Here is a 22,449-nt window from a genome sequence, read left to right on the forward strand (position 1 = left end):
GTGTATGGCTCTATAACACATAGGAATCAGCTAGAAAGGACAAACTAAGGAAAACAACTATAAGGTAGAAAGGAACGATGACTAATGAGACTATTTGTCTATAGCATTCTCGTGCTGTCCGTCTTGGCTGGATGCAATCAAACCAAACAAAATGCTAACTCCGTTCCAGGGAATGAAGCTAAACGGCAAGTTCAGATCAACCAGGCCGCAACACAGAAAAAAGAAATTGTCAACTCGCCTACTGTTGCCGAACATTTGGAACAAATCGCCACCAGTATTCCTCAGGTTGAAAGTGCCAAATGCGTGGTTTTTGGTAATATAGCGGTAGTCGGCATTAATTTGCCTCCAGATATGGACCGTTCCAAGGTAGGGACCATCAAGCTGTCGGTTGCAGAAGCTCTTAAGAAAGATCCTTATGGAGTCGATGCAATCGTCACAGCTGATATGGATTTAGCTGCACGAATTCGAAAAGTTCGCGAAGAAATAAAGATCGGCAGACCTATCAGCGGATTTACTGAGGAAATGTCAGAAATTATCGGACGAATCATTCCTCAACTGCCGCGGGACGTAGCCCCGGTTCCTTCACCGGAAAGCAAAGAACCACAGATGCCTAACACCAATTTGTAGGCTATTCCAATAAATAGAGATCAAGAAAAAGCCTAGAATGCTCAACGTTTCTAGGCTTTTTTCATCGCATCAAACACTTGCGTGTCCAGCTTATCGGCCGCACGCTTGTCATAGGTTTTCTCATATTCCGGTGCGGCTGAAATACGTGCGCCATAAAACATGGCATCCCGAACCGCTGAAATTTCAATATCAAAACAAGTTAACTTGAAAGGAACATCATTTAGTGCTTCTGTTACGATCTTCGCAGTGCCATAAATGGCATGGACCGAACCCGCGCCAACAAAAGTCAGATTCACTTGCGAATTACTTTTAATATTACTGACAATACGTGAACGTGAATCTACCGCAAAACGAACAGTGCCAGAATCTAATGCGTACAACCACGAAATGGCATTCATAGAAGGTGCGCCGGATTCGAAATCAATGGTACTTAGCAGTGCAAAGGATTCCTTTTGCAAGGCTGTATACAGTTGCTCCGGCAGTGCTGAGATCGTTTCTGCCATAGGTTACCCCTCCTGCGTCTATTAGGTTATTGGCAAGCTGTGTGACAACCCTATTATATCATAGGAATGGTCAGTCAACCACAGACACTTGCAGCCATTCTGATGGGCGAAGCCTGATTTATAGACCTCTCCATTGAACCTTGATTCACAGAAATTTATGTAGTCGGCTGCAACTTGCTGAGACAACTAATGCTTGCAGAAGCCGATAATGTATTGTATCGATTTACAGCTTAAATATGTCATTCATTGTTGTATTTCGGGTTAGAATACAGGAGCGATGGACAATGAAGCAGACCGTTGAACAAATATCAGTAGAGGAACATATTTCTGACCTTCTGGGTTGGACAAGGCGGTTACGTGAACGACTATGATCGACATGGTTTTTGTGTGTATTAACCGGCATATATCGACAAAATCATTTGAATATAACCTCCCATTGCCGGGTAAACTAGCCTAAAACTTTATGGCGGGTGACTCCATTGGATCGCACAATTAAGCAGTTGACATTGATCATTGAATTGCTGAGGGTAGAACTTCACCATCTTGCCGAAAACAAAGATCTTGCTGACCCAGAGCTGGTTGCCGCTAGTAAAATGCTCGATGTTGTCTTGAATGAGTACGACCGGGTTTTAAAACGAAATACGAAGTAAACTCTGCTGAGAGGCGTAAGGAGTACATTTAAAGACCGTAAGGGTCTTTTTTATTTACGACCCAACGACCGATTGGACTCAGCATTGGGATACGAGCTTTATTTGCAATCGTTCGATCATAAAATAAAAATTCGAAATCCTTTCGAGAGCTTAGTAAAAAATGGCTTTAAATTAGAAAAGTCCCCTTGCAGTTCAGTCATTTTTGCTTGGGGACTTTCTTTGCCCGTGCTTTGGAATAAAAAACTATATCTGGTATTGAATTCTGTCGTGCGATAAGGCTCCCTTGTATTGCTGCAGCATCATTTGGAAAATTGTTGAAATAAGGTTATAGGTACTGACTCCGCTGAAAAAATTATTGTATTTTACCCGCCCCTGCTGAGGAAGTAACGTTAGACTTCACATTGCTGGTGGAGTCGATGGTTCCATAAAGCGAAGGTGTCCAGCCCACGCTAGTGCTGAGTCCAAAAGCGCTGGACACCGTCACGTTGGAACCGTTAAGCTGGCTTCCGGTATCGTATAGTTGGGTGCCGCTAAATACACTGCCCAAATTGGCGGTACTTGCTCCTGTGATGTTAAAGACATTGTTTTGAGCGTAAATTTTGGAGTTAATGCCTATACCCCAAGCATAAGAGAAGCTATACGACGAGGCGCTTTTGCTTCCTTCATAGTAGTTGTTATAAATGTGTACTTGACCATAACGCACCCGAGGCGCACGCTGAACGATGTTCTGATAATAGTTGTGATGGAAAGTCACTCTGAGGTGTCCGCTGTCCCCGGTTGCGCTGTCGCTACCGCCTAATAGCGTGGTTTTATCGTGATCATGGAAGTAGTTATAAGAAACGGTAACATAATCCGATGCATTTGTAATATCGACTGTGCCGTCATGGTGCTGGTATTCACGGCCAAAATAAGTGCCGTTCTGGCTATCTGGATGGGAACCGTCATCAAATGTGCAGTGATCGATCCAGACATGCGTTGCGCCTTTCAACGTAATACTATCGTATTGCGAATTCCAGTTGCCGCTGCTTCCGTCCGTCGGGTCCCATTGAGGGAAATAGTCGTAAGCATCTTGGAATTCAATATTGCGGATAATGACGTTGTCGACGTTCTGAACCATTAAATTGCCGCCGACAATTTTGGCGTTTGTGCCGGAACCAACAATGGTCGTATTGGGGCCGACGTTGATTTGAACCCGGGCGCCTTGATTTTTTTGGGATTTGACACGTGCGGATTCCAGTGTACCGGATGGGACTTTGGATGTCCCCCAAACGGAGGGATCGTAGGCAGCTAAATATTTGTTGAAATCATATGCTGGGTCCGCGTAATTACTGAGTCCTAGCGTTTTGTTATTGTCATCCACGTTCATATTGATAGTGCCTGAAATATTGATGATTTTCGCAGTGGAATTGGAGGCGTTCTTGGAGTTATCTCCACCTAATGCCGTGACCAACTGAGCTCTGTTTGTTACAGTAAATACATGCGACGAATCGGCTTTAATACCTCCCGTCGTTCCTGTCGTGGCAGCTGCCCATCCGTCATTGGTAGTGAGCGTTTGATGACCAAGGTCCGTTGCTGCGCTTGCTGGAACCACTGCTATCAATGATGCGGCTACGGATGCAGCCAAGAACATGCTAATCCATTTCTTTCTCATAAATAAATACCTCCCGTATAAGTTATTTTCGCAAAGCTTACTTCATGATTTCTGCCTGCGGTAATATAGACGCTGTACCCTCCAAACACCCCCTTATACAATGAAATCTGTTTAACATTGAAGCCCGTATGCTCTTATGTAAGGTTCTTTTTGTAAGGGCTTTCAAAAATAAACTTTTACTGCATGCTTCGATAAGTCAACTCAACTCAATGAGAATGAATTGGAAACATAAGGAAACAATAATTTAATATTACTTTTTTTTATTAATTTTAACATCATTTAATTGTTACTGAAGGTGAATACGCTGCAATCCGTTGAACAAATTTAGCGAGAAGCAACCAGTTTGCATTTGAATTATTAATCCCAGATAATTTGCTCCTTGAAGGAATGGGCATTCATAACGCCGCGGCTATCTGTGGAATGCCAAATGAGTTCTCCTATTTTAAAAGTATGCCGTCCCAATACCATTGGCAAAAAAAGAATGCCAGAAAAAGAAAAAACTCCCTTCGGGAGTCTGGGAGCATGATGGACGCTACACATATCGTTATAGCGTTGAATTCATTTAGAAGAAAGCTGGTGAGCATACATGGTTGAAAGATATCACCGACGATGACTATCAACGTTTCTTAAGGAGAAAATGATATTACATCATATAACAATGGGACATTGTAAGCTTGGACCCGATCGTTTTGAGCGAATCATGTTATCATAATCACGTGGGTAACGTGTGGTTAACCTATCCATAAAAAAGTGATTGATTCGCTCAAAGTAAGGCTTTGTCATTCATTGTTGTATTTCGGGTTAGAATTAATATCGGTGAGCAGCTGCTCTGCCAGCTCCCTGTCAAACATAAGAGTCTTGTTCATTCCCTCATGCTGATAAGATATCGTAATTCTCATTTCATCCGTGCTTGTAGTCAAATCCGTTAATAAATGATCATCACGTAATATCTCTTCAAAAAAAAGCTTTGTCTCCTCAGCAGCCATATCATCCGTTCTAGCCTCGGCAACAATCTTAATCTGCAGCCAGTTAAAAAGCGCATCCTCAAGCCTCAAGCTAATCATCCTCCCGCAGCAAAATAATTTGGCTTCCTTGTGACACCCAAGCCTGCATCGCCGACAACCAATCACTTTCGATGCCATTCTCAAGTTCTGGGTACGATGACAAACGATCTCTCGCAATCTGGAGCCATTCGGTCATCTCCCTGATCGAGGGCAATCTGTCCATATAAGCCTCCGCACAATGTGACAGCTCAATTCCGTCCTGTCCGAACAAGATCGGTTCTTCAATATCACCCAAATCAAAAGGCAGCTCATCCACTCCACAAGCTTCTTCCGCATCCTCACTTAACAGCATATGAGACTTGAATAACAGCAGCATGCCAGGATGCACAGATTTCATTAGCGACAGGAATAAACCTCTGGCCTCATCAGGTATGAGAGCAATACGCCCTGCTTCCAACACCACCGTATTTTCTTCCACTCGAATAGGTGATAACCAATGTGTACTTATCGCATTTCACCTCATGCCTGCAGATTACTTCTTATTTAATCTTCGATCTTGAAAATAATAACGAATTCGTACCATTAGCATCAATCCGATCGCTACCGCCAAACATGGCACTATCGGCAGCGCACCAAGCTGAAACAACAACAGCATCCCTGCACCAACACCCAGCAGCAGATAAATAATTGCTTCTTTCAGTATAGGAAGCTTACGCGTCTTGAATACTTTGTTGTAGACATATGTAATCATCACATAAATCAAGATAAAAGTGATGAGTGGATATTCACGAAACCATTCGGTCATTGAATTAAACCTCCTTTATTCGATAAGGATTAATATTCCGGAGAACCATCCTTATGTTGGTGTAAATTTTAAAAAGAAAGCTCTGAGTCATCAGAGCTTTCCTCAACTTATATTCAACTTTTTATATTTTACTTTGATACCCAAATTAAGGGTATCTTTCTGCCACAGGCAGACTCTTTAAATGTTTAATGTTTTGATATCTCGATGTGCTAGCCAACCCAAGTCAAGCGTGTCCCTCGGGGACGAAAGCGACCCGAGAACAGCCCGTCCGCACCTAATCAGCACTCCTAGCCAAAGCGTGTCCCCGCAGGGACGAAAAGCGATCCGAGAACACCAAAGTCACGCCACAGCATGGGAGTCCAGAGGGCAAAGCCCTTTGGGGCCCTCCCTTATAGGGAGGGTTTGGGAGGGTCAGTGTGTTACGCGTTTGCTTCAGCTGTTTTACGTTGCTTTGCAGCGCGCTCACGTTCGCTCTTGTTCAAAAGCTTTTTACGAAGACGGATCGACTTAGGTGTAATTTCACACAGCTCATCGTCATTCAAATACTCCAAAGCTTGCTCCAAGGTATAGATACGTGGAGTTTTCATTCTAACGGTATCATCTTTACCCGCGGAACGAATGTTATTCAATTGTTTTTCTTTACAGATATTAACAATGATGTCAGTATCACGTGTATGCTCACCAACAATCATACCTTCATAAACTTCAGCAGCCGGCTCCACGAACAAAATTCCGCGATCTTCAACTGACAGTATACCATATAAAGTGGAAACCCCTGCTTCACTCGATACAAGCACCCCTTCATGACGTCCACCAACATTAGCGCCATAATAAGGACCATAGCTATCAAAAGCATGATTCATGATGCCGTAACCGCGTGTTAAGGTCAGGAAGTACGTACGGTAACCGATCAAACCACGTGCAGGAATCAAGAACTCCAAGCGGACATTGCCTGTTCCAGCATTGATCATATTTACCATTTCTGCTTTACGGGAACCCAGACTTTCCATAACCGCGCCCATGCTTTCTTCAGGCAGGTCGATAATTAAATGCTCTACAGGCTCCATTTTTTGGCCATCAATCATCTTGATGATAACCTCAGGTTTGGATACTTGCATTTCGAAGCCTTCACGACGCATATTCTCGATCAAAATCGTCAAATGCAATTCACCGCGTCCTGAAACAACAAATGCATCCGGGCTATCTGTTTCATCAACACGCAAGCTCACATCGGTTTCCAACTCTTTAAACAGACGCTCACGCAGCTTACGGGAAGTTACCCATTTACCTTCACGTCCAGCAAAAGGACTGTTGTTCACGAGGAATGTCATTTGCAGTGTAGGCTCATCGATTTTCAAAACAGGCAGTGCTTCTGGATTAGCTGGATCAGCCATCGTTTCACCGATATTGATATCTTTAATTCCGGAAATCGCGACGATATCGCCAGCGCCGGCTTCTTCAATTTCAATTCTCTTCAAGCCTTGGAAGCCAAACAGCTTCTCAATACGCGCTGATTTAACAACACCTTCACGGTTAATAACAGCGATAGCTTGACCCTGCTTAACGACTCCACGGTTAACACGACCAATGGCAATACGGCCAAGGTATTCATTATAATCCATCAGAGTTACCAAGAATTGCAATGGCTCCTCAATACTTTCGGTTGGTGCAGGAATACGGCTAACCACTGTTTCAAAAATGGCTTGCATATTCGGCTCCTGCTTTTCGACTTCAGGATCCATACTGGAAGTACCCATAAGTGCAGATGCATATACAACAGTAAAATCCAGCTGCTCATCTGTAGCACCCAGTTCAATAAACAAGTCCAATACTTCATCCACTACCTCAGCTGGACGAGCAGCAGGACGGTCAATTTTGTTAAGAACTACAATTGGCTTCAGGTTTGATTCCAAAGCTTTACGAAGAACAAACTTAGTTTGCGGCATTGTGCCTTCGAACGCATCTACAATCAGCAATACACCATCAACCATTTTCATAATACGCTCTACTTCGCCGCCAAAATCAGCATGGCCCGGAGTATCCATAATATTGATCAAATAATCTTTATAGTTGATTGCTGTATTTTTAGCCAAAATGGTAATTCCACGTTCCCGTTCCAGGTCGTTAGAATCCATAGCCCGTTCTTGAACTGCTTCGTTATCACGAAAAGTTCCTGATTGTTGAAGCAATTTGTCTACCAGTGTTGTTTTGCCGTGGTCAACGTGTGCGATAATAGCGATGTTGCGGATTTTGTCTCTTGAATGCATGTTTTCCCTAACCTCTCCTTGTTGACCCTCTCGCCCTACTCATCGGGGAGCGGCTGGGGCCCGTTCATAAAACAAGCGTCGGACATAAGCGCCGACGCTTGACATTTAGCTATATTATACTGGCTGAAAAAAAAAAAAGCAAGACGAAACATGATATTATACTTCATACGCTTTCATTAGTCACGTGTGAGTTATTTTTTCGGGATGAAAGCAGTTGTTAGCTCAAGCTTATGCCTAGCGCCTGACGTATAAATTTCCCCGTTTCCCTCCAAACAAAAGCTAAGTTCAACCATAGCTGTATTAAAATGAAAGTTCACATGCCGGCTCTCTGTTAAACGATAATTGGATTCAATAATTTCAATCCCGGATTGGGTAATCACATGATTCACTTACCCTTCTCCATTGTGCTATCGAGCTTCATCGCTGCCGAACATTAAAAATGGTGCGTTCTCGGCTTCAGCAGGATTTTCTTCCAAAAACCTGCTCCGACAACGACTATCGTTGCTGCAATCGGAACGATCCAGTGCGGCACATCTGCCAACAAAACATCTGTGACTACTTTATCCTTAACGAACATTTCACCTGCCGTGTAACCAAGCAGCGCAGCGCCCAGGTAAACGAATATGGGATATTTAGTCAGCAGCTTCATCACCATCGTGCTGCCCCATATAATGATCGGAACGCTAAGCCCAATCCCGAGTATGATCACAGCAAGATTATTGTTAGCTTTGGCCGCTATCGCCAGCACATTATCCAGACTCATGACAAAATCAGCCACGATTATCGTGCGGATCGCTTTCCATAAGGTCGAGGCTTCCTTTACATCGGAAATCCCTTCCTCATCAATCAATAGCTTAACCGCAATCCAGAACAGCAGCACAGAGCCCAATGCTTGAACAAACGGTACACTTAGTATATACACAGCTATTATTGTCAATAAGACGCGCAGCGCAATTGCACCAAATGCACCCCACCATATCGCCAGCTTGCGCTGATCGATTGGCAGGTTTTTGCTAGCTAAAGCGATCACGACAGCATTGTCGCCACTGAGCACAATATTGATAAGCATGATCTGCAAGAATAATAAAATCCAATCCAGCATTCCTTCTTACCCCCCATACGATTACTCAGCCGCTAAGCATCTCCAGACGCGTGGTGTCTTACTATTTTGTTTACAGCATTCCTTAAAACAGCGCTGCAAATTCCGTCTTTTCATCTGCTTTGATCCATATCTGCTCCGTGAGTCTGACAGCTTCGTCCAATTCGGCGTCGAGCCAATCCATACTCTTTTCAATACTTTCCACAATACGCAAGCTTGGGTTGGTGCTGGGATAAGGAGGCATAAACAAAGTGCAGCAATCCTCATATGGCAAAATTGAAATTTCGAACGTATCAATATCTTCTGCAACACGGATAATTTCTTTTTTTTCCATACAAATGAGCGGCTGAATGATCGGAATTTCGACTGCACGACCAATGACATTCATGCTGTAAATCGTTTGGCTTGCCACCTGCCCCAAGCTTTCTCCTGTTACGATCGCGGATGCACTATAATTCTCTGCCAGCTTCTCCGTAATACGAAACATCGCACGTCGAAGCAGCGTAATGAACAAATCCTCCTTATAAACCTCATGAATTCGGGTTTGTATGCTCGTGAAAGGAACCATATGCAGTCTGATATCACCCGCATACCCGCACAGTTTGGCTGTCAGCTCTTTCACCTTTTGCTGTGACCTCTCACTCGTGTAGGGAAAGCTGTGAAAATGCACAGCATCAAGCTTCAGGCCTTGGCGAAGTGCCAGAAACCCTGCAACAGGGCTATCGATTCCGCCAGAAAGCATCAGCATCGCCTTCCCATTCGTACCGAGCGGAAACCCTCCCACACCTGTGATACTGTTAGAAAAAATCAATGCCTGTTTCTCTCGCAGCTCAACCTTAAGCTCTACCTCGGGCTGGTTAACATTGACTCTCAGACCTGGAATTGCCTTAAGGATGAAGCCAGCGACCAGCTTGTTCATCTCCTGTGAGTCATAAGGGAATTTTTTGTTGACGCGACGTACAGTCACCTTGAATTCGGCTTGTCCGTTGTCCAGCTTTTCCATGGCTGCCAAAGCCGTAGATTGTATCGCTTCAAGCTCCAAGGGCGCTGTATACACCGGACTAAACGAAGACAAGCCGAGCACCTTGCGTAGTCTTTCCTGAACTACTTCATAAGGCTCTTCATTTAAGTGTATGTACACCCTGCCGAATTCTAGTACAAAAGTAAGTCTTGAAAAACTTTGAACTGATTTTTTCACTTGCTCAAATACGACCTTCTCAAACTTGCTTCGGTTTTTCCCTTTTAGTGTTAGCTCGCCTAAACGAAGCATAATCATATTGGGCTTCATCTCTGTAGCTACCTCCTTCGGTTTGGCTGCTCTGTGATCGTGAGCTTCAAACGCTCAACAGCCTTTTTCAATTGTTCGCCAAAATATTGTATGTCCTCCACCGATTGAGTCAGTGAATAGCTTACGCGAATACCACTCATAGCTCGGGCATCATCATAGCCCATAGCTTTGAGGACACGGCTTGGTTTGTTGGCTGATGAAGAACAAGCCGAACGGCTGGATACATACATATCCGCTTCCTCTAAAGCATGAACGAGCACCTCGGATTTCATCCCAGGGAAGCAAAAATGCAGGATATGCGGTGCCATCTCATCCGCCATATCGGATCCGCTCAGCATTAACTCAGGAATATCCTGAATTGCAGCGGCCAATTGTTTTCGCAAAAGATGGGTATGAGTATACAACCGTTCCTGCTCCTCCACAGCCATCCTCACCGCCTTTGCCATTCCTACAAGTGACGGAACATTCTCCGTACCAGATCGAAGACCGCCCTCTTGTCCCCCTCCCCACAGTAGCGGAGGAAGCTCTAAACCTTTTCTAACGTATAAAAACCCGCTCCCCTTTGGACCCCGAAGCTTATGCGCAGAACAGGACAGCAGATCAATCTTTTGCTTCCCAGGGTGTAGAGGCAGTTTACCGACAGCTTGCACGGCATCTACATGAAATATAATTGTCCTTGACCGTTTGCGCAGCAGCTCCCCAATAGCCGTAATAGGCTGGATACGTCCCATTTCGTTATTGACGGCCATTATACTCACCAGGATCGTATCATCGCTGAGAGCCTTGTCCAGCTCGTCCAGCTTTACGGCTCCTGTTGCGTCTACGGGCAAATAAGTAACTCTGTAGCCCTGACGCTCAAGCTCACGAAAAGTCTCGTAAACCGAAGCATGTTCGATTTCAGTCGTTATTAAATGGCTGCCGCGGTGTCGATAACGGCGGGCGGCTGCCTGTATGGCCCAGTTATTGCTCTCCGTCCCACCTGAGGTGAAGCGGATTTCTTCCGGTAGACAGCTCAAGCTGCCCGCGATAACGGCTCTCGCTTGACTTACCAGCTGTTCAGCCACAACTCCCAAACGGTGTAAGGAAGATGGATTGCCATAGTGCTGCTTCATAACCTCAGCAACCGCATTGACGACTTCATCATAAGGGGGTGTTGTTGCGGCATAATCCAAATATAACATCGACCATTCTCCTTTTTTGTTGACAACCACAAAAAACAAGACCTAGGCAAGCCCCTCACGAGTAAGGGTACTTGCATTAGGTCTTGGATTTCTAATCGTTATCCCTCATAACTGCGTTGTAAATTCATGACCTTCGCAACGTAAGCTTGAGTTTCCTTGGGAAGTTGACTCATCTTGGCTGCCAAATCATTGTCGTTAGCAATGCCCAAGCGGTCGATACGACCGGAGCCTGCATTGTAGGCCGCTAGAGCCACACCCTGATTCCCATCATATTTCTTCAACAGATTCGATAAATACTTGGTTCCGCCCTGAACATTTTGTACAGGATCAAACGGATCGTTCACACCAACGCTTTTACCCGTTGCATCCATCAATTGCATCAAGCCCTTGGCGCCAGCTTGCGACACGGCCTTTGAGTTAAAGGACGACTCAGCGTCAATCACGGCTTTAACTAGGCTCGGTTGAACTTGATGACGTCGGCCCGCTTCTTGAATTAACGGGTCCAACTCCGCAGCTTGCAATGAACCTGCTGTTGTGCCCGTACGATATGAACTGGCGGAAGCAAATAAAGGACTTAGACCGCTAGGTTTTAGTGCAGTTTGAGTTACTGGAACAGATGCTGCACGGTTAAACATCGAATTATCCGTGTTTTGCGACAATAAATCATTTAGCAGTTCAGAAAATTCAGATTCATCATTGCCCGCACCTGAACTTTTGTCGGAAAGAATGTTCGTTTTGTACAGCAATTGCATACGCAAAAGCTCTTTAAGCATTCGTGGATCAATATTCATAGAAGACAATGCTCCTTAGTGTACAAGATGATACCTTATTGTACACTTTTTTGGTACGACCAGCTAGACAAATTTTAGAATAATGTCATTCATTCCCTTACTTTTTTGCTTTAAACGTATGACAACAGGTGTTTCGTGTGTTGTCTGCATAATCCTTGTGCTCTGTAGAACCATGTTCTCCAGCAAATTCCGTTGACACATCAACATTAGCATGCTGATCGATATCGATTAATATCGACTTCGCGTTGCATTTATTACCGTTTGCCCAATAAGTGCAATTGGCTACACTGCAGTTCACATCTGGCATTTTCATCACCCCTATATCAATGTACCCGGGGATTGAAAAGCCCATACTATTTAGCGAGTTGGTAATTAAGGACAAGGAACATCGCATGTGACCACAGCAATGGCGTCGCAGGTGTTCCCCAACGGCTCAGCCAGCTATGATAAACTTCCGAGTTGGTCTTATTATGAGGCGCCTGTTCTGGCAATCGTCCCAGTACATCCGCTTGATTTGCAATCCACTGAAGGGACTGCTCAGCTTCAAACCGTTTACCTGAGGCCGCGGACACCCAGCCATACCAAGCCGTAAGTAGAATCCATGAGCCACCACCATAATACTCATCCTCAGTATAACGTCTGATCCCGCCATCTTCTGTTTTCAAATCCGCTTCGATCTTGTTGATTGTAGCAGCCATAACAGGATGATCTGCAGTAAATACATGAAACGGCTCGCACAACCACAGCGTACTGGCATCTAGTCCAGCATAGCCAATTTCGTAATGATTCCCACTTGGCGCAGGACGTAAGCTTTTCACAACATATCCATCTTCAGGATGAATCATATGATCCACTATAAACTGCTTAATTTGCGAACATATATCCAGCAAATCCGAACGGTCATTGAATACTCCGACTGCTTGAAGCCCACCATAAATACATGCAAGAGTTGAAGGATGCAGTTGATCTCCGCGTTCCTCCCAGCAATCAAAATTCGGCTGTTTCCAAAATGCGCATATATAACGGACCACCAGATTGACACCGTTCAAGACAGACTCAGGCATCACAGTTTGACCAACTAATTGATAGTGCTGAACAAGCCCCCACAGCCAAGTCCCATAGCCATCAAGTTGAAAATGTCCCCACTCCGCATTATCATCATCCCGACCATCCAACTGGTATCGCGTATGTAAAAACTCATGCTGCTCTATGTATTCCCCACGCTCATGTTTTTCCAGAAGCAGCTCAATACGGCTTTCCAAGCGCAATACGATCTGGTTTACCCATACATAAAATTGAGCTGCACTCTCCGATTCTCCAGAAACATCCATCGCATTCGCAATAAAACTGCCATCTCTAAGCCAGCTGTAGGCATAATTTGCGAACAGCGGACATGCCGTGTACCCGCCGCTTGGATGCTGATTCCATAAAATGAGCTGCTTGCTTATTTGAGTCAACTGTTCTGTGGAAATCTTCGAATCCTTCTTTTGTCCATTCATCGCTACATTTCCTCCTAAAAAATAAAAAAAGATGCTACATAGCACCTTTTTTCATCATGACAATGAAGCGAGATTAGACTCTCTCACCTTGCATCCGTTTTTGGGTAATATAATCCGTTTCATAATAAGTCAAATCTTCCCGAAGCGTTTCAAAAATTTTAGATAGCTCGATAGTCAAATCACGTACCTCACGAACCGGTTTCTTGCGGAAGCGAATCGCATCCTGTCCAGTATACGCATAACGTCCATCCTCGGAATAGCATTCATGTTTCGGATAAAAAAAGCTGTTCACCGAACTATGATAAACTTCATAAAGAACTTTTTCCGCATATTCGACATTAAAGCTCGGACGACGCAAACTCATACCAAGCTTCTCATAGGCAACTTCACTGAAAACAAGCAAATGCCTGGTATCCGACAAGAATCCTTTGTAAAACTCATCCATCTCAGGTTCTTGCTCCTTATTGAGCTCTTGTAAGGAATGATCATTCAGAAATTTTTCGATTTTTGCAGTTGCTTCATTTAGCTTGTACTTCGTAGTTTCACATAAATTTTTCACATTAAGCACAGTCATGTCGCAGGACCTCCTTTAATCAACAACTTCATTTTTTTTAGCAGATCAGTTACACCTTTATCCTACCATAATTTCAGCTAAAAGTAACTCGTAAAGTGTCTGTTGTCCAAAATGTTAAAGGCGATGATTTCCGGTAGTAAAAAACCATCCTACGGAGACGCTAACGATATCATTATAAGGGAGGGGCCCACCCAATGTGGAAATATGCTTTAGCTTTTGTTATGGTGCTCGCTTTCGGCGTATTATTATTTCCTCGCAATGAGGATCCGCTCAAATTCGAGACATTATCGCCCGCTGCCGAGATGTTATCCAAGCAGAATTTGCTTCAGCAGGACCTGCAAATCACTGGTGAGCTATGCCGCAGCCAGTGCAATCTGGAGCTTGATCGTATGCTGCATTTGAAGGAAAAAGAAACTACCGAAGCCAAGCTATCGGGCATGCAGCAGCTTCAGGCGGAACATCCACACATGGAGAAACTGATCTGGACCGACCAAAGTAAATCTTTGGAAGAAGGAATTCAGTCCGGCAGTATCCATGATTCCGTGCAGGCAAAGGCACAAGCGGAATTGATGCAAGCCAAAACGAGCACAGCTCAAGGAAAATCTTACCAATCCGCACCATTTGATGTTAATGGCTCCACTTATTTTGTGCTTGGTGTCCCCTCAGCGGAATCCGGTGAGGCACTGCTGGGTGTGGTTAAACAAAGCATTTTGCAGCAGGTTGAAAACCATCAGCTTAACAATTTAAGGATCGTGACTTATCCGAGCGACAACCGTTATAAAATCGAATCCGTAGATTCCCGAACACTGAAGGACGTCAAAGTCGATCATCCTGAGCAAAATGAAGGCACCAGCCATTATCATGTCAATCAGGTTGTAGTCCGATTCAAGACTCAACCAAGCGATGCGGATTTATCACAAATTGAAACAGATATTGTAGCTTCAAAGCCTTACCGAAAGCTTGGGTATACTTATATATTTGAATCCAAGCAGATGGAAGCCAAGCAGTTGATGAGCTACTTTCAGAAACGGAACATCGAATATGTTGAGCCACACTTTTTGTATATGACGAATAGCGCTGTAAACAGCAATCCCACACGCAGCCCTCAGACGGCAACAACAGACAGCACGATACTGGCGCCAAATGATTCACTGTACCAGCGATATCAATGGAATCTTCCTTCCGTCGATACCGAGCTTGGCTGGGCAATAAGCAAAGGCTCCAAAGACGTTCGCGTTGCAATTGTTGACACTGGCGTAGATTTGGATCACCCTGATCTGAAGGATCAGCTTATTAGCGGCTACAATGTGGTCAACTCCGAAATGCAGCCGATGGACGATGTTGGCCATGGTACGCATGTCGCAGGTGTTATAGGAGCCATTGTGAACAATCGATTGGGTGTAGCAGGAATGAGCTGGTATAACCCGATCATGCCCGTCAAGGTGCTTGATCAAAGCGGTGCAGGCAGTACGTATGCGGTAGCGCAAGGAATTATCTGGGCAACGGATCATGGGGCTAAAGTTATCAATATGAGCCTGGGTAACTATGCCGATGCCAATTTTTTACATGATGCCATTCGTTATGCCTTTGATCATGATGTTGTGCTTATCGCGGCTAGTGGTAATGATAATTCGGAGCAGCCTGGATTCCCTGCGGCTTATCCGGAAGTGTTCGCAGTCGCTGCAACAGATGCAAACCGGAATAAGGCATCGTTCTCCAACTATGGAGACTACATCGATGTTGCAGCACCAGGAGTCAACATCGCCAGCACCTATCCACACAATCAATATGCAGCATTGTCCGGAACTTCAATGGCGAGCCCTCACGTGACTGCTCTGGCTGCGCTTATCCGCTCGGTCAATCCATCACTTAAAAATAAAGAAGTGATGCAAATAATGCGTGACACCGCCACAGACGCAGGACCCGCAGGCAAAGATAAATATTTTGGTTACGGCATAATCGATGTTGTGGCCGCGTTAAAGAGCGCAGTAAACCACAAGGGAGCCGCTATGACGGAGCAGACAACGCCTGCAGAACCTGCTCATCAAACTAAGGTTATAAGCGGACTCGATTACTGGACCTCATGGGCACAAAGGCTGCTCGAACGGATGCAAACTCCATGATCGAAATTACACAGATAACGCACAAAAACCGCCTCTAGAGGCGGTTTTTTCATTGGTAACAGGAAAGCTTGCACTTAAGCCGGGTTCTGTACTTCCAGTGGTCGTAACGGCTACCAGCCTCCCACCATTGAAGCAACAATCATCTATCTAGGCCAAACGTTGCCGTTTGGCTCAAGCGACCAACCCGAACGCGTCCCGGGCAAGGACTGTCCCCGGAGGGGCGTGCGTTCCATTAGGTCTTGCACCAGATGGGGTTTACCAGGACATATGTCACCATATCTCCTCGTGGTCTCTTACACCACGGTTCCACCCTTACCTGTTCGTGGAATCACTTCCACGTCATCGGCGGTCCATTTCTGTGGCACTAGCCTTCAGCTCGCGCTGACTGGACGTTATCCAGCATCCTGCCCTGCGGAGCCCGGACTTTCCTCTCGTGATTTCTCACCAGCGATTGTCTGTCAAGCTTTCCTGATGTGCAAAGGATAGTATACAGGGATTTGCTGCAAAATACAACAAGAATTCGTTGTTCCTCACATTTTACACAAATCGAAATGGCTCTGTATCGATTTGCGAAGCAAATACGCCAGTACCGGACTTCTTTTCCTGCAGTCTGGCAAATAAATAATCGGCTACGCCGCGCTTCATTATCTTTTCAACATTATGGCCTGGATCAATAATACTAAGCCCCGCAGCCATGGCGTCCTGGGCCATATGATAGTCGATATCTCCGGTTATAAGTACATCCGCACCTGCAAATAAAGCATGGCGTACATATCTGCCACCGGAACCGCCAAGAACAGCGATCTTCTGTACCCGTCGCTGTGGATCACCAACAAGACGGACCGCCGGAACCTCGTAGGAAGCTTTGACAAGCTCGCACAGCTGCTCTAAGGTAATAGGCTCCTGCAGCTTGCCGACCCTGCCCAGACCGTAAGCTCGGCCTTTTAAATCCAATGTATATAGATCATAGGCCACTTCCTCATAAGGATGAGCCTTGATCATCGCCTGAACCACTTTCCGTTCGACGCTTTGCGGCACGATTGTTTCCAGCCGCACCTCACGTACCTGCTCCAGTTTTCCCTGCTTTCCGATAAAGGGTTCACTTCCAGCCCCAGGCAAAAACGTTCCCGTTCCCTCATCAGCGAAGCTGCAGTGACTATACTTCCCTATTGAACCCGCGCCAGCGCGAAATATCGCCTCTCTGACTGGCTCCATGTGATGCTCAGGCACAAACACAACGAGTTTTTTGAGCTTATCAGTATGTAATTCTTCAAGCGGTGACAGCCCGGTTAAGCCAATAGCATTCGCCATCATATCATTGACTCCACCATCTGCCACATCTAGATTCGTATGTGATATATAGACAGAAATATCGTGTTTGATCAGCTTTTCATACAGCTTCCCTGCCACCGAATCGGTTTGTAAATGCGCAAGCGGCCTGAAAATAATCGCATGGTGCGCAATAATTAGATTAGCCTGCAGGCGTATCGCTTCATCAATCACCTCATCGTTCACATCAAGAGCCACCAACACATTACTGATTTCCTTTTGCAGGGTGCCCAATTGCAGACCGATCTTGTCATCAGGAACCGCATAATGCTTGGGTGCCAGTTCCTCCATTAGTTGAATAACGGTTTGTCCTTTTGCAAGCATGCCAGTACCTCCTTGATTCGTTCAATCTCCTGCTGGTATTCAAGCTCCTTCATTCTGGATTCTGGAAGTGTGGATAGTCCAAGCCGTTGTACTATCATGGCCAGCTTCTCTAGTTCAGACTCCCATTTTCGAAACCATACATCCTGAGGATTATCCAGCAACATTGGACCCAGCTTCAGCAGCATCTCATGATTAACCGTTACTCCATCTGAAAGATGGCGCTCACGATAAAGCACATCATTCGACATTTGACTCCTATGAGCCGGTACTGCTGACAAAATCTCATAGATCTTGCCATCCTCTTCAAGAATTTGTTCGTTTTGCAATATCCAATGATGCGCAATAAGCCACGAACGCACATTCGATTCGCCAACATTTGGCTGTAAAATAAGTACATTTACACCGGACAGCTTATCCTTGCCGGCTTCGAGAATATCGGCTATCAAGGCACCGCCCATACCCGCTATGGTTATCACGTCAATTTCTCCGGCCTCCACAACCTCAAGACCGTTTCCATGACGAACATCAATAACTTGATCGAGTGCAGATTCACGAACCTGCCTGGAGGCTGCCTGAAAGGGCCCCAAATTCACTTCTCCAGCGACTGCTTTCACAATCTGCTTTTGCTGAGCCAGATAAACCGGAAGCAGCGCGTGATCCGAGCCAATGTCAGCCAATCGACTTCCTGTTGGTACTTCATTAGCAATCATTTCCAAACGTTTTGAAATTCGCAGCATATTAGGTAACCCACTCTATCCATTTTTTTCTTAAAGCAAACAATAAGCTTGCTTCAATAAACAACTTGCTTATTAAAACGATTTGTACGATATCCTCACCGTACAGCTCGGAATACAGCATAGCATATAATTCAGGCATGAACCAAATGATGCAGCTCAACATCAAAAAAACGGTTCCCATCTGCTTGCTTTTATCATGTATCATCCAGCCCATCCAGCCAAACACGATACTGAGCGGTACCCAGCTAAGCTCCAGCGTAATCCAATTGGCCAAATCCAGTTGGTAATGCAGCAGCCAGCCGTAACAAAAGATAAGAACAACCCATCCACACAATTGAAAAAGCATGAATCTTGACAACAGCCCAGTTATTAACCAAATGATACTGCATACAGCCACATATCCAACAACCAGCACTGGCTTTTGTATCCCATGCAGCTTGAGCATGAATACACCAATGAACAGCAGAAATAGGGAGGCTACACCAAACAATATTTGAGCCCGTAGCGGCTCATTGGATCGCTGCAGGCTTCCTAACGTATAACAACAAAACAAAAGCAGCATCGAAAGGCCCATTTGCATTGGTAATTCAAAAGCGGTAAAATTAAGAGCAGCATAAGAAATAAGGGCAGTTATCACAAATATCAAAACCCATATTTCCCAATTACTGTCTTTCACAGCAGTTGGGGTAACGCCGAGAAATCCAGAACTGGACTTTGGTTTTTCAGATGAATCCTCCAAATAAATATTTAACAAAAAATCACAATAATGTTCCGGTAAAAGCTTACTTTTACGCCAATGCTCAATTTCCAAAATTAATATTCTTCTTTTTTCGTCCATTGCCATTGAACACGATCACCTCTTCAATACTGAGCAGCCATTTCCCTGATTTATATCATTTCTGTCATTTATTTATCGGTAATGCTCAGACAAAAAATTAGACCTAACTGCAATTGCAGAAAGGTCTAACCGGATTACTCTAGAAAATCTTTCAGACGTTTGCTGCGGCTTGGATGTCTCAGCTTCCGCAGAGCCTTGGCTTCGATCTGACGAATCCGCTCCCGGGTCACGCCAAACACCTTACCCACTTCCTCCAGCGTACGTGTACGTCCGTCATCGAGTCCAAAACGTAACCGAAGAACATTTTCTTCGCGTTCTGTCAACGTATCCAATACGTCCTCCAATTGTTCCTTCAACAGCTCGTAGGCAGCTGCATCAGCAGGAGCAAGTGCTTCCTGATCCTCGATAAAATCACCCAAATGGGAATCATCCTCTTCACCGATCGGAGTCTCCAACGATACCGGTTCCTGAGCGATTTTCATTATTTCCCGAACCTTATCCGTACTTAGATCCATTTCTTTAGCGATTTCTTCCGGTGTCGGTTCGCGCCCCAACTCTTGAAGCAATTGACGGGAAACACGAATGAGCTTGTTAATGGTTTCAACCATATGTACCGGAATCCGGATCGTCCTTGCCTGGTCGGCAATTGCGCGGGTTATCGCTTGACGAATCCACCAAGTCGCATACGTACTGAATTTAAAACCTTTATCATGATCAAACTTTTCTACTGCTTTAATCAAACCCATGTTGCCTTCCTGTATCAAATCCAGAAACAGCATACCGCGTCCAACATAACGCTTGGCAATACTAACTACCAGACGCAGGTTAGCTTCAGCCAGCCGCCGCTTGGCTTCTTCATCACCGAGTTCGATACGTTTTGCCAAATCGATCTCATCTTCAGCAGATAACAATGGCACTCGGCCGATTTCCTTCAAGTACATTCGAACCGGATCATTTATTTTAATTCCTGGAGGCAGCGAAATATCATCCTCAAAATTAAAATCGTCATGTTCCCGATCGCGATCACGATCTATCGGGCTGATTTCGTTATCTTCATCCGATTCATTCCCTACGTCAATACCCATTTCCGAAAGCTGTTCGAAAAACTCATCGATTTGTTCAGGATCCTGATCAAAAGGAGCCAGCTTCTCCATGATATCCTTATAAGTTAAAGATGAACGTTTTTTTCCAAGCTCTACTAGCTGGTCCTTTACCTGATCCAACGTCAACTCTGTCTCTATCTCCGTGTGTTGATCGTTCGCCATATGCTAACTCCCTCCTCCCTAGAGCCATCAAAGATAAATTCAAAGGACTTATCATGATGATTTTAATTGTTTGACTAGGGATGTAATCTCATTACCAATTTGACCGGCCATCTTCAGATCACCTGATCGTTCCGCAACTATCATTTCTTCTGTTTTTTGCTTGATGGATTGTTGAAGCTTATATTTTTTGATGGTGCTTATACAATCGTCGATAACCTGACCATTCACTCCATGAGAGTTGCCCATCATAGCAATCGAGCTTGCCAATCCCTCCAATTCTTCCTCCTGAAGCATCGCAATAAAGCTGCTAAAGTTTGGCTCATACCCTTGCCCAAAATATGCGTACAAATAAGCGGCTAAGGCATTATGAGCGTCCACATTGAATTGGTCTCCCAAGTTCCGCTCTACATAAAGCGTGATGTCAGCATCGAATAACATAATTGCGAGTAACTGACGCTCTGCATTGTAATAGGCTGGAAGCAAAGAGGGAGTTTGTTCCCGGGGTGTTCGTTCATTCCTAACATTATTCCACGCTTTCGCTTTATTATCCCCGGAGCTACTACTTTTTTCCGCTTGGAGCCTGATCTCGTTCAGGTTTTGCAAAGTCGTTTCAAAGGAATAACGAAATTCTGTAGACAGTTCCCTCACGTAGTGCTCTCTTTCAATTGGAGACGTAATGTCTGCAATAATCTTGAGCGCTTGCTGCATGTAGCGAAGCTTTTCCCCATCTTCCTGCAGTTTAAAATTTTTGCGAAAATAAAGAAGTTTGTATTTGATCGACGGTACGGCGGTTTCTATAACTTCCCGTACAAATCGTTCAGAACCATGATGGGTAATAAAATCATCCGGATCCTGCGCATTCGGAATCATGGCTATCTTGACCAAACAACCGGCCTGCTCCAAAATTGGTATGCTCTTATAGGCTGCATTTTGTCCCGCTGAGTCACCATCGTAGGCTACAGTCACTTGATCGGCTTGCTTGCGGATCACATCCGTGTGCTCTTCCGTTAATGCTGTGCCCATGGTTGCCACACCGTTCGTAATGCCGGCATCCCAAGCCTTGATTACATCCATATAGCCTTCAAATACTACAATTTGCTGCAGCTTGCGGATTTGCGGTCGGGCCAGATGCATATTGTACAAGCTTTTGCTTTTATGGAATAGCATCGATTCCGGGCTGTTTAAATATTTGGGCTGTGCCTCACCCATAGCTCTTCCCGCAAAAGCAATCAGTCGTCCCTTCCAGTCGTGGATAGGAAACATGATCCGGTCGCGAAACTTGTCAAAGTACCCTTGTCCTTCCTGTCTTGCAGACAAAAGTCCTCCTTTTTCCATAAGCGGTAAATCGTATTGACGCTTCTCCAGCAGCTGGGCCAATGTGTCCCAATTGGATGGTGCATAGCCAATACCAAACGTGTCAATCAGCTTATCATTTAACCCCCGTGAACGTAAATATTCCATTGCTTGCTTGCCTTGCTCGGTATTTTTCAAAATATGCTGATACAGCTTTCCAGTAAATTCATAAGCTTCATACAGCTTTGTTTTTTCCGGATTTTGCTGGGATGGAGTATCCGATCCAAGATCAATACCGAGATCCAGATTCGCTTCAGCAGCCATTTGATTAATCGCTTCGATGAAGGTAAAGCCTTCAATCTCCATTAAAAATCGTATAGCTCCGCCTCCGGCACCACAGCCGTAACAATGATAAATTTGCTTTTCAGGTGTGACGGTAAAGGAAGGAGTTTTCTCAGAATGAAAAGGACAAAGCCCTTTCATGTAGTGACCCTGCTTGCTTAAATGGACATAACGGCCTACGACATCGACAATATCATGATGCTTTAGTACCTTTTCGATGACTTCTTCTGGAATACGTCCGTTACTCATTCTATCCACC

At 44.9% G+C, this 22,449-nt stretch carries 22 protein-coding genes and 1 other RNA gene; 3 read left to right on the top strand and 20 right to left on the bottom strand.

Going from position 1 to position 22,449, the window contains the following annotated elements:
• Positions 1-84 precede the first annotated feature (84 nt).
• Positions 85-627: a YhcN/YlaJ family sporulation lipoprotein gene (locus BM210_RS12940; protein ID WP_091168667.1), complete on the top strand. Its 543-nt coding sequence runs from the start codon at positions 85-87 to the stop codon at positions 625-627.
• 50 nt (positions 628-677) lie between these two features.
• On the opposite strand, the gene BM210_RS12945 is transcribed toward BM210_RS12940, so the two are convergent.
• Positions 678-1,130: a pyridoxamine 5'-phosphate oxidase family protein gene (locus BM210_RS12945; protein WP_091168669.1), complete on the bottom strand. Its 453-nt coding sequence runs from the start codon at positions 1,128-1,130 to the stop codon at positions 678-680.
• A gap of 479 nt (positions 1,131-1,609) precedes the next feature.
• On the opposite strand from BM210_RS12945, the gene BM210_RS12950 reads away from it, so the two are divergent.
• Positions 1,610-1,780 carry an aspartyl-phosphate phosphatase Spo0E family protein gene (locus BM210_RS12950; protein WP_218184927.1) on the top strand — a complete coding sequence of 57 codons (171 nt, stop codon included), beginning with the start codon at positions 1,610-1,612 and terminating at the stop codon, positions 1,778-1,780.
• A gap of 352 nt (positions 1,781-2,132) precedes the next feature.
• Here the strand turns inward: BM210_RS12950 and BM210_RS12955 are convergent, their stop codons facing one another.
• The 13 genes from BM210_RS12955 to BM210_RS13015 all read right to left on the bottom strand — a co-directional run bounded on the left by BM210_RS12955 (position 2,133) and on the right by BM210_RS13015 (position 13,939).
• Complete coding sequence (locus BM210_RS12955; RefSeq protein ID WP_371263465.1) at positions 2,133-3,431, bottom strand: pectate lyase family protein; 1,299 nt, start codon at positions 3,429-3,431, stop codon at positions 2,133-2,135.
• 779 nt (positions 3,432-4,210) lie between these two features.
• Positions 4,211-4,495, bottom strand: coding sequence for a hypothetical protein (locus BM210_RS12960; protein ID WP_371263466.1), 285 nt, complete (start codon positions 4,493-4,495; stop codon positions 4,211-4,213).
• On the bottom strand, positions 4,488-4,898 hold the full coding sequence (locus BM210_RS12965; protein WP_091168674.1) for a hypothetical protein: 411 nt from the start codon (positions 4,896-4,898) through the stop codon (positions 4,488-4,490). The genes BM210_RS12960 and BM210_RS12965 overlap by 8 nt, the downstream gene beginning before the upstream one ends.
• Positions 4,899-4,967: 69 nt before the next feature.
• A complete protein-coding gene (locus BM210_RS12970; protein ID WP_091168675.1) occupies positions 4,968-5,240 on the bottom strand; it encodes a YlaH-like family protein in 273 nt (90 codons plus the stop codon).
• A 419-nt stretch (positions 5,241-5,659) separates the two neighbouring features.
• Positions 5,660-7,507 (bottom strand): translational GTPase TypA, encoded by a 1,848-nt coding sequence (gene typA, locus BM210_RS12975; protein ID WP_091168678.1) that lies wholly within the window; start codon positions 7,505-7,507, stop codon positions 5,660-5,662.
• A gap of 191 nt (positions 7,508-7,698) precedes the next feature.
• Positions 7,699-7,896, bottom strand: coding sequence for a hypothetical protein (locus BM210_RS12980; protein WP_091168679.1), 198 nt, complete (start codon positions 7,894-7,896; stop codon positions 7,699-7,701).
• A 44-nt stretch (positions 7,897-7,940) separates the two neighbouring features.
• Positions 7,941-8,609: a TerC family protein gene (locus BM210_RS12985; RefSeq protein WP_091168682.1), complete on the bottom strand. Its 669-nt coding sequence runs from the start codon at positions 8,607-8,609 to the stop codon at positions 7,941-7,943.
• An 82-nt stretch (positions 8,610-8,691) separates the two neighbouring features.
• Positions 8,692-9,894: a tRNA uracil 4-sulfurtransferase ThiI gene (gene thiI / locus BM210_RS12990; protein WP_091168684.1), complete on the bottom strand. Its 1,203-nt coding sequence runs from the start codon at positions 9,892-9,894 to the stop codon at positions 8,692-8,694.
• An 8-nt stretch (positions 9,895-9,902) separates the two neighbouring features.
• On the bottom strand, positions 9,903-11,075 hold the full coding sequence (locus BM210_RS12995; protein ID WP_091168686.1) for a cysteine desulfurase family protein: 1,173 nt from the start codon (positions 11,073-11,075) through the stop codon (positions 9,903-9,905).
• Positions 11,076-11,173: 98 nt separating this feature from the next.
• Positions 11,174-11,866, bottom strand: coding sequence for a lytic transglycosylase domain-containing protein (locus tag BM210_RS13000; protein WP_091168688.1), 693 nt, complete (start codon positions 11,864-11,866; stop codon positions 11,174-11,176).
• A 97-nt stretch (positions 11,867-11,963) separates the two neighbouring features.
• Positions 11,964-12,173 carry a DUF1540 domain-containing protein gene (locus tag BM210_RS13005; RefSeq protein WP_091168690.1) on the bottom strand — a complete coding sequence of 70 codons (210 nt, stop codon included), beginning with the start codon at positions 12,171-12,173 and terminating at the stop codon, positions 11,964-11,966.
• Between the two features lie 46 nt (positions 12,174-12,219).
• Positions 12,220-13,365: a glycoside hydrolase family 15 protein gene (locus BM210_RS13010; RefSeq protein WP_091168692.1), complete on the bottom strand. Its 1,146-nt coding sequence runs from the start codon at positions 13,363-13,365 to the stop codon at positions 12,220-12,222.
• Positions 13,366-13,438: 73 nt separating this feature from the next.
• On the bottom strand, positions 13,439-13,939 hold the full coding sequence (locus BM210_RS13015; RefSeq protein ID WP_091168695.1) for a DUF3907 family protein: 501 nt from the start codon (positions 13,937-13,939) through the stop codon (positions 13,439-13,441).
• 194 nt (positions 13,940-14,133) lie between these two features.
• Here BM210_RS13015 and BM210_RS13020 point away from each other — a divergent pair, with 194 nt between their 5' ends.
• Positions 14,134-16,062, top strand: a complete 1,929-nt coding sequence (locus tag BM210_RS13020; protein ID WP_091168698.1) for a S8 family peptidase — start codon at positions 14,134-14,136, stop codon at positions 16,060-16,062.
• 59 nt (positions 16,063-16,121) lie between these two features.
• On the opposite strand, the gene rnpB is transcribed toward BM210_RS13020, so the two are convergent.
• From rnpB to dnaG, 6 genes are all read right to left on the bottom strand, one after another.
• An RNA gene (rnpB, locus tag BM210_RS13025) (RNase P RNA component class A) lies at positions 16,122-16,529 on the bottom strand.
• 70 nt (positions 16,530-16,599) lie between these two features.
• Positions 16,600-17,715, bottom strand: coding sequence for a Nif3-like dinuclear metal center hexameric protein (locus BM210_RS13030; RefSeq protein WP_091168700.1), 1,116 nt, complete (start codon positions 17,713-17,715; stop codon positions 16,600-16,602).
• Complete coding sequence (locus BM210_RS13035; protein WP_091168703.1) at positions 17,682-18,452, bottom strand: tRNA (adenine(22)-N(1))-methyltransferase; 771 nt, start codon at positions 18,450-18,452, stop codon at positions 17,682-17,684. The genes BM210_RS13030 and BM210_RS13035 overlap by 34 nt, the downstream gene beginning before the upstream one ends.
• A 1-nt stretch (position 18,453) precedes the next feature.
• Complete coding sequence (locus BM210_RS13040) at positions 18,454-19,296, bottom strand: hypothetical protein (protein ID WP_256223582.1); 843 nt, start codon at positions 19,294-19,296, stop codon at positions 18,454-18,456.
• A 128-nt stretch (positions 19,297-19,424) separates the two neighbouring features.
• Positions 19,425-20,555 carry an RNA polymerase sigma factor RpoD gene (rpoD, locus tag BM210_RS13045; protein WP_076230131.1) on the bottom strand — a complete coding sequence of 377 codons (1,131 nt, stop codon included), beginning with the start codon at positions 20,553-20,555 and terminating at the stop codon, positions 19,425-19,427.
• Between the two features lie 51 nt (positions 20,556-20,606).
• On the bottom strand, positions 20,607-22,439 hold the full coding sequence (gene dnaG / locus BM210_RS13050) for a DNA primase (protein ID WP_091168706.1): 1,833 nt from the start codon (positions 22,437-22,439) through the stop codon (positions 20,607-20,609).
• Between the last annotated feature and the right edge of the window lie 10 nt (positions 22,440-22,449).

The sequence above is a fragment of the Paenibacillus sp. 1_12 genome, assembly GCF_900114475.1.
Lineage (GTDB): Bacteria > Bacillota > Bacilli > Paenibacillales > NBRC-103111 > Paenibacillus_S.